Annotated in this window: 10 protein-coding genes; 3 read left to right on the top strand and 7 right to left on the bottom strand. The window is 67.8% G+C overall.

Annotated features, from left to right (window positions below):
* Positions 1 to 5 precede the first annotated feature (5 nt).
* The 5 genes from Q9K23_RS16645 to Q9K23_RS16625 form a co-directional block, all read right to left on the bottom strand.
* On the bottom strand, positions 6 to 602 hold the full coding sequence (locus Q9K23_RS16645) for a TetR/AcrR family transcriptional regulator (RefSeq protein WP_187343525.1): 597 nt from the start codon (positions 600 to 602) through the stop codon (positions 6 to 8).
* 48 nt (positions 603 to 650) lie between these two features.
* Positions 651 to 2,159 carry an aldehyde dehydrogenase family protein gene (locus Q9K23_RS16640; protein ID WP_053776701.1) on the bottom strand — a complete coding sequence of 503 codons (1,509 nt, stop codon included), beginning with the start codon at positions 2,157 to 2,159 and terminating at the stop codon, positions 651 to 653.
* Between the two features lie 178 nt (positions 2,160 to 2,337).
* Positions 2,338 to 3,495: an acetyl-CoA C-acetyltransferase gene (locus tag Q9K23_RS16635; protein WP_020791495.1), complete on the bottom strand. Its 1,158-nt coding sequence runs from the start codon at positions 3,493 to 3,495 to the stop codon at positions 2,338 to 2,340.
* A 52-nt stretch (positions 3,496 to 3,547) separates the two neighbouring features.
* A complete protein-coding gene (locus tag Q9K23_RS16630; RefSeq protein WP_053776700.1) occupies positions 3,548 to 4,381 on the bottom strand; it encodes an SDR family oxidoreductase in 834 nt (277 codons plus the stop codon).
* The gene (locus Q9K23_RS16625; RefSeq protein ID WP_020792908.1) at positions 4,378 to 5,640 is read right to left on the bottom strand and encodes an acyl-CoA dehydrogenase family protein; all 1,263 of its coding nucleotides are present in this window, start codon (positions 5,638 to 5,640) and stop codon (positions 4,378 to 4,380) included. The genes Q9K23_RS16630 and Q9K23_RS16625 overlap by 4 nt, the downstream gene beginning before the upstream one ends.
* 42 nt (positions 5,641 to 5,682) lie before the next feature.
* On the opposite strand from Q9K23_RS16625, the gene Q9K23_RS16620 reads away from it, so the two are divergent.
* The 3 genes from Q9K23_RS16620 to Q9K23_RS16610 all read left to right on the top strand — a co-directional run bounded on the left by Q9K23_RS16620 (position 5,683) and on the right by Q9K23_RS16610 (position 9,370).
* Complete coding sequence (locus Q9K23_RS16620) at positions 5,683 to 7,236, top strand: FadD3 family acyl-CoA ligase (RefSeq protein WP_020792907.1); 1,554 nt, start codon at positions 5,683 to 5,685, stop codon at positions 7,234 to 7,236.
* 80 nt (positions 7,237 to 7,316) lie between these two features.
* Complete coding sequence (locus Q9K23_RS16615; RefSeq protein ID WP_053776699.1) at positions 7,317 to 7,862, top strand: hypothetical protein; 546 nt, start codon at positions 7,317 to 7,319, stop codon at positions 7,860 to 7,862.
* Positions 7,859 to 9,370 carry an AAA family ATPase gene (locus tag Q9K23_RS16610; RefSeq protein ID WP_082365777.1) on the top strand — a complete coding sequence of 504 codons (1,512 nt, stop codon included), beginning with the start codon at positions 7,859 to 7,861 and terminating at the stop codon, positions 9,368 to 9,370. The genes Q9K23_RS16615 and Q9K23_RS16610 overlap by 4 nt, the downstream gene beginning before the upstream one ends.
* Before the next feature lie 1,136 nt (positions 9,371 to 10,506).
* Here the strand turns inward: Q9K23_RS16610 and lysS are convergent.
* Together lysS and Q9K23_RS16600 are read right to left on the bottom strand one after the other, a co-directional pair.
* A complete protein-coding gene (gene lysS / locus Q9K23_RS16605) occupies positions 10,507 to 12,066 on the bottom strand; it encodes a lysine--tRNA ligase (protein WP_187343534.1) in 1,560 nt (519 codons plus the stop codon).
* A 129-nt stretch (positions 12,067 to 12,195) separates the two neighbouring features.
* Positions 12,196 to 12,639, bottom strand: a complete 444-nt coding sequence (locus Q9K23_RS16600) for a hypothetical protein (protein WP_020792614.1) — start codon at positions 12,637 to 12,639, stop codon at positions 12,196 to 12,198.
* Between the last annotated feature and the right edge of the window lie 70 nt (positions 12,640 to 12,709).

Raw genomic sequence — 12,709 nt, 5'->3', positions numbered from 1 at the left:
CCAGGTCAGCGCGGCAGAATCCCGTCGAGCACGACGGACAGATACTGCTTGGCGATGTCGTCGACCGACAGCGACCCGCCGGGGCGATACCAGCGCACAGCCACCCAGACGGTGTCACGCAGGAATCGGTAGACCAGTTCGACGTCGAGGTCGGAGCGGAACTCGCCGTCGGCGACCCCCCGGGTGAGTACCGTGCGCCACAGGTCGCGGAACTCGGTGTTGCGCTCCCCCAGGTAGGCGAATCGTTCTTGCGACGCAAGCCGTTTGGCCTCGTCCTGATAGATCGCGACGGCGTTGCGGTCGGCGTCGATCGACTCGAACGAGGCGACCACCAACTGCTGCAACGTGTCGGTGGCCGAGAGTCCGGATGCGGCGATCTCCTGGTACCGCGTGAAGAGTTTGTCGAGGTAGCCGCGCAGGATCTCGTCGACCATCGATTCCTTGGAGTCGAAGTGGTGATAGAGACTGCCGGACAGGATGCCCGCGGCGTCGGCGATGTCACGAACCGTGGTGGACCGGAGTCCTTGCTCGGCGAACATGCGACTGGCGGTCGTCAGCAGTTCCTCGCGACGAGAAGAACCATTACGTGAAGCCACCCCCATACCCTAGCAAGCGCTTGGGTATGAGGGCGGCCACACACGCCTCGCCGATCAGCGGCGGCGCACCTTCTTCTGTGCGCGTGCATTCAGCTTGGTCCACAGCTTCATCTGCAGGTCGGTCAGTCGCTTGTCGCGCTTGGTGAACGGCGGCGACATCATCTCGGCGACGGTGAACGACATCTTCGAGAAGGCCACCGCGCGTGCGTGACTGAAGGTGTCGAAGCCGGTCTTGCCGTGATAGGCACCCATTCCGCTGCGGCCCACGCCACCGAACGGCAGTTCCGCACCGAACATGTGGAGCGCGAAGTCGTTTCCGTTGATCGATCCGCTGCGGGTGTTGTCGGCGAGCCGTGCGAAGTTCTCGTTGTCGTCGCCGCACCAGTACATCGTCAGCGGATGCGGATGTCCGGCAATGTGATTGATCGCCTCGGTGAGGTCCCGGTACGGATACACGGTGAGCACCGGACCGAAGACCTCGTCCTCGGCGATCTTCATACCCGCCTTGACGCCGGTGAGCAGGGTCGGCGGGATCTTGCGACGCTCGGCCGCCGGCAGCGGCTCACCGCCGGGGATCACCTGACGCTTCTCGGCACCGAGGTTCACCGCGTCGTCGATCAGATCGACGATCCGGTCGAAGTTCTTCTGGTTGATGGTGGCGGTGTACTCCGGATTGTCATAGATGGTGGCGAAATTCGCGGTCCAGCGGGCCATCACCTTGTCGGTGAACTCGCCGAGCCGCGCCTCCGGCACGAACACGTAGTCCGGGCACAGGCACACCTGACCACCGTTGACCATGCGCGCGTCGGCGAGCATGGTGGCCGCCTTGTCGATGTCGGCGGAGACGTCGACCACGGCCGGGTTCTTGCCACCGAGTTCGAGGCTGACCGGCACCAGGTTCTTGGCCGCCTCCTGCGCGACCGACGCCCCCACCTCGGGCGACCCGGTGAAGAACATGTGGTCGACCTTGAGCTTGGCGAAATCGGAGCCGGAGCCGTGCTTCGACGTGATCACGGCGAGCTCCTCGATCGAGAAGTAGTCGGGTGCGTACTTGGCGATCACCTCGGTGGTGCGGGCGGTGATCGACGACGGCCGCATCAGCACACGGTTACCCGCGGCGAACGCCGAACCGGCCGGGACGAAGGTCAGTTGCAGCGGGAAGTTCCACGGCCCCATGATGCCGATGACGCCGAGCGGGTCGTGCCGCACGCGCTGCTTGAATCCGAGTGCCCCCTGGATCTTCGCCGACACCGAGTCGGCCATCCACTCGCGAACACCGCGACGCTGGTGGGTGAGGTCGACGAGACAGCCGGCGACATCAGCGGCGATGCTCAATTCCTTGGGGCGCGAACCGAAGTCGATGGTGAGGGCATCGGCGATCTCGTCGGCGTGGTCGAGTAGCAGCGACGACAGCCGGGTGATGCGGTCGATGCGGGTCTCGGCGTCGGGGATGCCGTCGCGCAGGAATGCCGCGCGTTGAATCTCCAGCAACTCGGTCATCGAGTGCGCCTCCGAGGAGATCCGCCCCTCGATCTTGCTCGTGACATCTGCAGGCTTGGTCATGGCCGCCCTCCCGTGGGTTTGTCGAAACCGTGACCGCATCCGCCTCCACCCGCCCCGGTGCGGGACGGGTTGAGACAAATGCGCTCACTTGTCGCTCCATAGTATGCGCCACATCACACACATGTGGCGACACCCGTGTCCAGATGACCCATGAATCACCTGTGACCAGCAGCGATGATCAGCCGAGACGTTCGATGATGGTGACGTTGGCGGTTCCGCCGCCCTCGCACATGGTCTGCAGGCCATACCGCCCACCGGTCCGCTCGAGCTCGTTGAGCAGGGTGGCGAACAGCTTGGCGCCGGTGGCACCGAGCGGGTGACCCAGCGCGATCGCGCCGCCGTTGGGGTTGACCTTGGCCGGGTCGGCACCGGTTTCCTTGAGCCAGGCCAGCACCACCGGGGCGAAGGCCTCGTTGATCTCGACGACGTCGATGTCGTCGATCGACATTCCGGTCTTCTCCAGTGCGTACCGGGTGGCCGGGATCGGCGCCGACAGCATCATCACCGGGTCGTCGCCCCGCACCGACATGTGGTGGATGCGGGCCCGCGGGGTCAGTCCGTACTCCTCGAGTGCACGCTCGGAGACGACGAGGGTCGCCGACGAGCCGTCGGCGATCTGCGAGGCCACCGCGGCGGTCAGGCGCGATCCCTCGGCCAGTGGCGCCAGGCCGGCCATCTTCTCCAGCGATGTCTCCCGCGGGCACTCGTCGACGATGCAGTCGCCGAGTGCGACGGTCTCGGCGTCGAAGCGGCCGGCGGCGATGGCGGCCTTGGCCCGCTCATGCGATTGCAGCGCCCACCGTTCCATGTCCTCGCGGCTGATGTCCCACTTGGTGGCCATCAGGTCGGCGCCGTCGAACTGCGAGATCCGGGCGTCGCCGAATCGTGCCTGCCAGCCCGGTGATTCGGCGGTCGGGGTGGAGAAGCCGAACTCCTGACCGGAGATCATCGCCTGACTGATCGGGATGGCACTCATGTTCTGCAGACCACCGGCCACGACGACGTCCTGGGTACCGCTCATCACGCCCTGCGCGGCGAAATGGATGGCCTGCTGGCTCGATCCGCACTGGCGATCGACGGTGGTACCCGGGATGTCCAGGGGCAGACCGGCGGTCAGCCACGCGGTGCGGGCGACGTTGCCCGCCTGGGCGCCGATGGTGTCGAGGCAGCCGAACACCACGTCGTCGACGATCATCGGGTCGATCCCGGTGCGCTCGATCAGCGCGCTGATGATGTGGGCGCCGAGGTCGGCCGGATGCACCTTGGCGAGTGATCCGTTGCGCTTGCCGACCGGGGTGCGGATGGCGTCGACGATGTAGGCCTGGGGTGCGGACATGGGGTCCTCCTGGATGGCGAGATCTGTGGATGAGTCTGTGGTTACCGGTGTTTCAGGCGCGTTGGCTGGAGATGGAGACCACCTCGCCGGTGAGGTAGGTGGTGTAGTCGCTGGCGAGCATCGCGATGGTTGCGGCCACCTCCCACACCTCGGCGGCGCGGCCGTAGGCCTCGCGGGAGGCGAGCTCGTCGAGGAGGTCGTCGGTGGTGACCTTGGCCAGGAACGGATGTTTGGCGATCGACGGGGCGACGGCGTTGATCCGCACCCCGAAGTCCGCGGCCTCGACTGCGGCACACCGGGTCAGGGCCATCACCCCGGCCTTGGCCGCGGCGTAGTGGGCCTGGCCGCGCTGAGCCCGCCAGCCGAGGACCGAGGCGTTGTTGACGATCACGCCGCCGTGTTCGACACCGCGGAAGTAGCGCAGTGCGGCGCGGGTGGCGCGGAAGGTGCCGTTGAGGGTGATGTCGACGACGCGGTCCCACTGTTCGTCGGTCATGTCGGCGACGGGGGTCTCGCCGCCGAGGCCGGCGTTGTTGACCAAGACGTCGATGCGTCCGAGTTCACTTGCGGCACGCTCGATCAGGGCGTCGACCTGGGCGGTGTCGGAGACATCGCAGGGCACCTGGGCGACGGTCCGGTCAGCGAATTCCCCGGCGAGTTTCGCCTGGGTCTCGGCGAGTCGTCGCTCGTGCCAGTCGCTGATCAGCACATCGGCGCCCTCGAGCAGGGCGCGACGGGCGGTGGCGAAGCCGATGCCGGTGCCGGCCGCGGCGGTGACGACCACCTTGCGGCCCAACAGGAGTCCGTGTCCGGGGGTCTCCGCCGGCGGGGTGGCCAGCGGGGAGCGGCCCGTCTGGACGTCGGCGGAGTCGGTTGTCTGGGTCACGCGCGTGCCTCTCGGGGAAGGCCGAGCACACGCTCGGCGATGATGTTGCGCTGCACCTCGTTCGAGCCGCCGTAGATGGTGTCGGCGCGGGTGAACAGGAACAGCCGTTGCCATTGGTCGAGTTCGACGTGGTCGGGGCGGGTGAGGTCATTGGGCACACCCTCGGCGGTGGCGTCCGGGCCGATCAGCGACGCCGCCCCGGCGACTGCCACGGCGAGCTCACCGAGGTCGCGATGCCAGTTGGCCCACAACAGCTTTGCCACCGACGCGGCACCGGCCTCGCTGGTGATGTCGCCGTCGAGGGTGCGGTGGGCATGGGCACGCATCACGCGCAGTCCGATGTCGGCGCGCACGATCCGCGCGGCGATCGACGGGTCGTCGAGGGCGCCGTTGACCCGCGCCATGTCGGTGATGGTCTCGAGTTCCCGGGCGAAACCGACCTGCTGGCCGAGGGTGGACACACCGCGCTCGAACTGCAGCAGGCCCATCGCCACCGACCAGCCGTCGCCGGGTGCGCCGACGATCAGGTCGGCGTCGGTGGTGGCGTCGTCGAAGAACACCTCGTTGAATTCCGAGGTGCCGGTGAGCTGTTGGATCGGCCGGACCGTGACACCGGACTGGTCGAGCGGGACCAGCAGGAAGCTGAGCCCCTTGTGCCGGGTCGAACCCTTCTCGGTGCGGCAGATCACGAATGCCCATTGCGCGACGTGTGCCAGCGAGGTCCAGACCTTCTGGCCGTTGATGATCCAGGTGTCGCCGTCGAGGTGTGCGGCGGTGGCGACACCGGCGAGATCGGAGCCGGCGCCGGGTTCGGAGTAGCCCTGCGCCCACAGTTCGGTGACGTCGACGATGCCCGGGAGGAAGCGTTGCTTCTGTTCCTCGGTGCCGTACTCGATGAGCGTCGGGCCGAGAAGTTCCTCGCCGAGGTGGTTGACCCGCGCGGGGGCGTCGGCCCGGGCGTACTCCTGATGGAAGATGATGCGCTGCTCGAGGGTCGCGTTGCGGCCGCCGTGGCGGGTCGGCCAGCCGAGGCAGGTCCACCCGTGCGCGGCGAGGTGACGGTCCCATTCCAATCGCTGTGCGAAGAACTCGTGCTCGCTGCCCGGACCGCCCCGGCCCTTGAGTTCGGCGAACTCGCCGACCAGGTTCTGCTCGAGCCATTCGCGCACGGCAGCGGCGAAGATGTCGGCTGCATCCGGGGTCTGAGCTGCCCATTCGCCCAGATCCAGTGACCTGTCGGCGAGATTGATCGGGGTCATGATCGCTAGCATAACCTACCAAGCACTTGCTAGGTTAGAGCCATGGACAGCGTCTCGACGACACCTGCCGCACTGATCCGCGCGGCACGGCAGTGGCCCGATCATCCCGCACTCGTCGACACCCAGTGGGGCGAAACCGTCGAACTGACCTGGTCGGCGCTTCATGCCCGGGTGGCCGACGCCGCCGCCGCGCTCATCGCCTCGGGCATCCGACCCGGCGACCGCGTGGCGATCTGGTCGCCGAACAGCTTCCACTGGCCGATCGCCGCACTCGGCGTGCACTACGCCGGGGCGGTACTGGTCCCGCTCAACACCCGATACACCGCCGGCGAGGCCGTCGACGTCATCGAACGTGCCGACGCGAAGGCGGTGTTCGTCTCCGGCGAGTTCCTCGGTGCCGACCATGCGGCCGAACTGCTCGCCGAGCACCGGGACGCCCTCCCCGACCTGGTGGTCCGGATTCCGCTGTCCGCCGAACCGTCCCCGGTTCCCGACGGCGCACTGGACTGGCCGGAATTCCTGTCGCGCAGCACCGATGACACCCGCACGCAGGCCGATGCCCGGGCCGGTGCCGTCGCACCCGACGACCTCTCCGACATCCTGTTCACCTCGGGCACCACCGGCAAGTCCAAAGGTGTTCTCGCCGAGCATCGTCAGACCATCGCCGGTTCCCATGCGTGGGGTTCCAACGGCCGCCTGTCGACCGCCGATCGCTATCTGATGGTCAACCCCTACTTCCACACCTTCGGGTACAAGGCGGGCATCCTGCCGAGCGTCCTGTTCGGCACCACGATGGTCCCGCTGGCCGTCTACTCCACCTCGGCAGCGATGGATCTCGTCCAGTCCCAACGCATCACGGTGTTCCCGGGCGCCCCGACCATCTTCGGGACCATCCTGGACGACGAGTCCGGCCGCGCCACCCACGACCTGTCGTCGCTGCGGCTGGTGGTCACCGGTGCCGCGATCGTGCCCGTGGTGCTGATCGAACGCATCCAGCGCGACCTCGGCGTCGACACCGTGATCACCGCCTACGGGCTCACCGAGGCCAGCGGCTTCGTGTCCACCTGCACCCCGGAGGACGACGACGAGACGGTGGCCAACACCTGTGGCCGTGCCTTCGAGGGTATGGAGATCCGCCTCTCCGATGCGGGTGAGGTCCTGGCGCGGGGCGCGATGGTGATGCGCGGCTACCTCGACGATCCGGCGGCCACCGCCGCCACCATCGACGCCGACGGCTGGCTGCACACCGGCGACATCGGCACCATCGACGACGACGGCAACCTGAAGATCACCGACCGGCTCAAGGACATGTACATCTGCGGTGGGTTCAATGTGTACCCCGCCGAGATCGAGCAGACCCTCGCCCGCCTCGACGGCGTGACCGAGTCCGCGGTGATCGGGGTGCCCGACGAGCGGCTCGGTGAGGTCGGCCGGGCCTACCTGACGCTGCGGGACGGCACCGACCTCGACGAAGAGCGGGTGATCGCCTTTGCCAAGAAGCACCTCGCGAACTTCAAGGTGCCGCGGTCGGTGGTGATCGTCGACGCCTTCCCACGCAATGCGGCAGGCAAGATCGTCAAACGCGAGTTGGCCTGAGCCCACCGCGCCAACGTCGGCCCGGAATCGCTGTGACCGTCACCGTGGCGGCGATCGACCGGTTGTGATCGGATGGGTGTGTGGCGACGATTCACAACACCACCCTCGTCCCGTCGAAACTCGAGTTGCTGACCGCGTGGCTGCCCGACCAGCCCTGGTTCCGCGGCTCGGATGCCCCGCACCTGGTGAGATCGGGCGGGTTCCGTCTCGATGATCCCGCAGGCGAGGTGGGCATGGAGATCCTCCTGGTCACCGATACCTCCGTCGCCGATCACCTCACGTACGTGGTGCCCCTGACCTATCGCGGCGTCCACCTCGACGGCGCCACCCTGGTGGGAACCGCCGCGCACGGGGTCCTCGGGATCCGCTACGTCTACGACGCCCCGTCCGATCCGGTGTTCGTCGCCCAGCTCGCGGCATTGGCCCGCGGTGAGGTTCGCGCCCAGGCGCAGTCGGCGAGCGACACCGTCGACGACACGGTGGCGGTCCAGGGCGGCGGTGACGCGTGGCAGGTGAACCGGATCATCACGGACACAACCGGTTCCGGAGATGTCGCCGGGACGATGACTGCGGTGTGGACCGCACCCGACGGGTCCGCGCACCGCGGGACGGTGGCCTGGTCATGACGATGCTCGGCACCGACCCCACCACCGAGACCCTCACCCGGGCAGGGATTCTCGATCCCGACGTCGAGACCACACGCATCGTCACCCACGGCGCGGTGATCTTCCTCAATGCCGATCGCGCGTGGAAGATGAAGCGGCCGGTGCGCTACCGCTACCTCGACTTCTCCACCCCGACGTTGCGTCACGACGCGCTCGACGCCGAGTTGCGGCTCAACCGCCGCATCGCCCCCGACGTGTATCTCGGATTGCACGAGGTCGCCGGGGAGGACGGCCCCGACTGGGTACTGGAGATGACCCGCTTCGACGACGACGCACTGCTCGTCACCCACGCACAGACCGGCACCCTCGACGACACGCTGCTGCGCCGGCTGGCCGAGCGGACCGTCGAACTGCATGCGGCGTCGGAGATCTGCCCCGATCCGCAGGGTGCCGCACGCATCCAGGAGGTCGTCGACGGCAACCTGGGCAGTATGTCGGCGTTCCCGGAGATCCTCGACCCGCTGCGGGCGACGCTGCTGACCGATCGGCTCACCGCGATGATCGCGGCCAACGCCGATCTCCTCGACGCCCGCGCCCGCGCCGGTCGGGTGCGCCACGGGCACGGCGATCTGCACATGGGCAACATCGCGGTGATCGACGGGGAGCCGGTCCCGTTCGACTGCCTCGAGTTCGACGCCGAGATGGCCACCACCGATGTGCTCTACGACGTCGCCTTCCTGGTCATGGACCTGTGGGCCCGGGGACTGCGCCACGAGGCCAACGTGGTGATCAACACCTACCTCGACCTCTCCCCCGACGACGAGGACGGCTTCGCGCTGATGCCGATCCTGCTGTCGGTGCGGGCGACCGTGCGCGCCCACGTCGGCGCCGCGGAGGGTGCGATCGACCGCGCACGCGACTACCTCGACCTGGCGTTGGCGTTCACCGACCCCGAACCGGCTCGACTGATCGCGATCGGCGGCGGCTCGGGCACCGGGAAGTCCACCGCGGCACGGGCTGTCGGCGGTGATCTCGCGCCGGCGCCGGGCGCCCGCATCCTGCGCAGCGACGTGCTGCGCAAACGACTTGCCGGGGTACCCGCCGAAACCCGGCTCCCGGCAAGCGGTTACACACCGGAGATGGGGGCACACGTCTACGCCGAGCTGAACCGACTGGCCACCGACGACCTGACGGGCGGGATGAGCGTGATCGCCGACGCCGTGTTCGGCCGGGGCATCCAGCGTGAGGCCATCGCGGCCGTCGCCGACGGCTGCGGATGTGGCTTCGTCGGTATCTGGCTGGAACTCGGTGAGGCCGAACGTATCTCGCGGATCACCTCGCGGGGTGCGGACGCATCGGATGCCGATGCCGCGGTGGCACGCCGGCAGACACGGTCGTTGGAGACACCGGGTGCCGAGTGGGCACATGTGGACGCCGGCGCGGGTTCGCTGGATCGGGTACGCCGAGAACTGGGGCGTCCCGAGACCACCGAGCGCCCGGATCGATCACCGTATTCACGCGTCGACTGAGCGGCCCGGAGGTGGTCGCGTGCCGACGTCGGCCGGCGGAGGTTTCGACGGACGGACGGCCTCGCTAGCGCGAGGACGACCTGCTCAACCACCGTATGTGGCTGATTGAGCCGACGAGGAGCGCAGCGACCAGACGAGTCGAAATCTCCGCCGGCCAACCCCGGGTGGCGACCACCCCACAAGCGGGGAGCGCTCCAGCCGCAACCCACACAGGTTTCGACAGCCGGGCGGCCTCGCTAGCGCGAGGACGACCTGCTCAACCACCGTATGTGGCTGATTGAGCCGACGAGGAGCGCAGCGACGAGACGAGTCGAAATCTCCGCCGGCCAACCTCCAGTAGCGACCACCCCACAAGCGGGGAGCGCTCCAGCCGCAACCCACAGAGGTTTCGACAGACGGGCGGCCTCGCTAGCGCGAGGACGACCTGCTCAACCACCGTATGGCTGATTGAGCCGACGAGGAGCGCAGCGACGAGACGAGTCGAAATCTCCGCCGGCCAACCCCGGGTGACGACCACCCCACAAGCGGGGAGCGCTCCAGCCGCAACCCACAGAGGTTTCGACAGACGGGCGGCCTCGCTAGCGCGAGGACGACCTGCTCAACCACCGTATGGCTGATTGAGCCGACGAGGAGCGCAGCGACGAGACGAGTCGAAATCTCCGCCGGCCAACCCCGGGTGACGACCACCCCACAAGCGGGGAGCGCTCCAGCCGCAACCCACAGAGGTTTCGACAGACGGGCGGCCTCGCTAGCGCGAGGACGACCTGCTCAACCACCGTATGGCTGATTGAGCCGACGAGGAGCGCAGCGACGAGACGAGTCGAAATCTCCGCCGGCCAACCTCGAGTAGCGACCACCCCACAAGCGGGGAGCGCTCCAGCCGCAACCCACACAGGTTTCGACAGACGGACGGCCTCGCTTCGCGAGGACGACCTGCTCAACCACCGTATGGCTGATTGAGCCGACGAGGAGCGCAGCGACGAGACGAGTCGAAATCTCCGCCCGCCAACCTCGAGTGGTGACCACCCCAGAAGTGGGAGCGTTCCAGCCGCAACCCACACAGGTTTCGACACACGGACGGCCTCGCTTCGCGAGGACGACCTGCTCAACCACCGTATGTGGCTGATCGAGCCGGTCTAGCCTCGCGGGATCGGCTTGACCAGCGGGAACAGGATGGTCTCACGGATGCCGAGGCCGGTGAGTGCCATCAGCAGGCGGTCGATGCCCATACCGGTTCCGGTGGTCGGCGGCATGCCGTACTCCATCGCGGTGAGGAACTCCTCGTCGAGGACCATCGCCTCGTCGTCGCCGGCGGCGGCCAGCCGGGCCTGGTCGACGAAGCGCTCGCGCTGGATCACCGGGTCGACGAGCTCGGAGTAGCCGGTGGCCAGTTCGAAGCCGCGGACGTAGAGGTCCCACTTCTCCACCACGCCGGTCACGCTGCGATGCGACCGCACCAGCGGTGAGGTCTCGACCGGGAAGTCGCGCACGAACACCGGCTGGGCCAGCCTTTGGCCGACCATGTGCTCCCACAGCTCCTCGACGAGCTTGCCGTGGCCGTAGCCCTTGTCCTTGGGGATCTCCAGGCCGACGCGGGCGGCGATCGCGAGGAGTTCGGCGACCGTCGTCTCGTCCGCATTGCCGGCCGGGACGATCTCCTCGCCGAGGGCCTCCGACAGCGACGGGTACATCTCCAGGGAGGTCCACTCGCCGGACAGGTCATACAGTGAACCGTCGGGCATGGTGGGGGTCAGGGTGCCGATGGCGTTCTGCGAAACCTGTTGCACGAGTTCACGGATCATCACCGCGGAGTCGTCGTAGGTGCCGTAGGCCTGGTAGGTCTCCAGCATCGCGAACTCGGGCGAGTGGGTGGAGTCGGCGCCCTCGTTGCGGAAGTTGCGGTTGATCTCGAAGACCTTCTCGATACCGCCGACGACGCACCGCTTGAGGAACAGCTCGGGGGCGATGCGCAGGAAGAGGTCGATGTCGAAGGCATTGGAGTGGGTGCTGAACGGGCGTGCGGCGGCACCGCCGTGCAGGGTCTGCAGCATCGGGGTCTCGACCTCGAGGAAGGAACGCTCATCGAGCGCCTTGCGCAGTTCGGCCATCACCGCGATGCGGGTGCGGGCGATGCTGCGGGCCTCGGGCCGCATGATGAGGTCGACGTAGCGCTGGCGGACGCGTGTCTCCTCGTTCATCTCCTTGTGGGCCACCGGCAGCGGGCGCAGGGACTTCGACGCCATCTCCCAGGCGTCGGCCATCACCGACAGCTCGCCGGTGCGGGAGCTGATCACCTGGCCGTGTACGTAGACGATGTCGCCGAGGTCGACGTCGGCCTTCCAACGGGCCAGCGATTCCTCGCCCACCCCGTTGAAGCTGATCATCGCCTGCAGCTGGGTTCCGTCGCCCTCCTGGAGGGTGGCGAAGCACAGCTTGCCCTTGTTGCGGAGAAAGATGATGCGACCGGCGACGCCGACCTGGTCTCCGGTCTCGGTGCCGGCCTCGAGGTCGGGGTACGCGGCGCGGATCTCGGCGAGGCTGTGGGTGCGGGGAATGGAGACGGGATAGGCCTCCCGACCCTCCTCGAGGATGCGTTCCCGCTTCTCCCGGCGAATCCGCAGCTGCTCGGGGGTCTGGTCGTCGTCGGACGAGGGTGCAGCGGTCACGGGTGCCTGGGAAGTCTGGGCGTCACTCACTCACGTGAGAGTATTCGCTGTCCACGGTGTACTCCAAGTTGCACCCCGGATCGACGGTGTTCGGTGCGGTGCCGGTCACGATCACCGGCCGCCCGAGGGTGTTCCCGGCAGGCGCGTCCGGAGACGATGTCAGTGCGCCGAGTAGACGGCCAACTCGGCGTCGTCGATGCGGCCGTTGATGCCGGCACGACGCAGACGCTGGTAGCCGCCGACGACGAACACCGCGTTGGTGACCCCGAGGGCCTGCAGATGCCAGGCGAGCCATTCGGCTTCGTGGCCGTCGTCGGAGATGAGGATCCAGCGGGCGTCGGCGGTGGCCGTACGCAACGAGTTCGGCGAGGCCGGGTCGAGCAGGTCGAGGGCTTCGGCGGCGTCGACGGCGAGGGCCCCGAAGAGCGCTCCGTCGGTCTGACGCTTGTGGTGTGCGCGCAGATCCACTGCGGTGGCACCCGCGGCGACGACGGCTCGATAGTCGGTCACCTGGATCGACAGCGGGGCGCCGGGCGCCGGAGCGGAGACCGGGGCCGGGATGGGGGTGGAGACGGGTGCGAGAACCTGGACCGATGCGGTCATGGGAGAGAAACCTCGAAAGTGATCGAAATGAGCGGGAGGGTCGACAAAGGGCCGCCGCGACAAACGCGGA

Origin of the sequence: Gordonia sp. NB41Y (genome assembly GCF_030718915.1) — a bacterium.
Taxonomy (GTDB): domain Bacteria; phylum Actinomycetota; class Actinomycetes; order Mycobacteriales; family Mycobacteriaceae; genus Gordonia; species Gordonia desulfuricans.
This window is presented reverse-complemented; position numbering and strand designations above follow the sequence as displayed.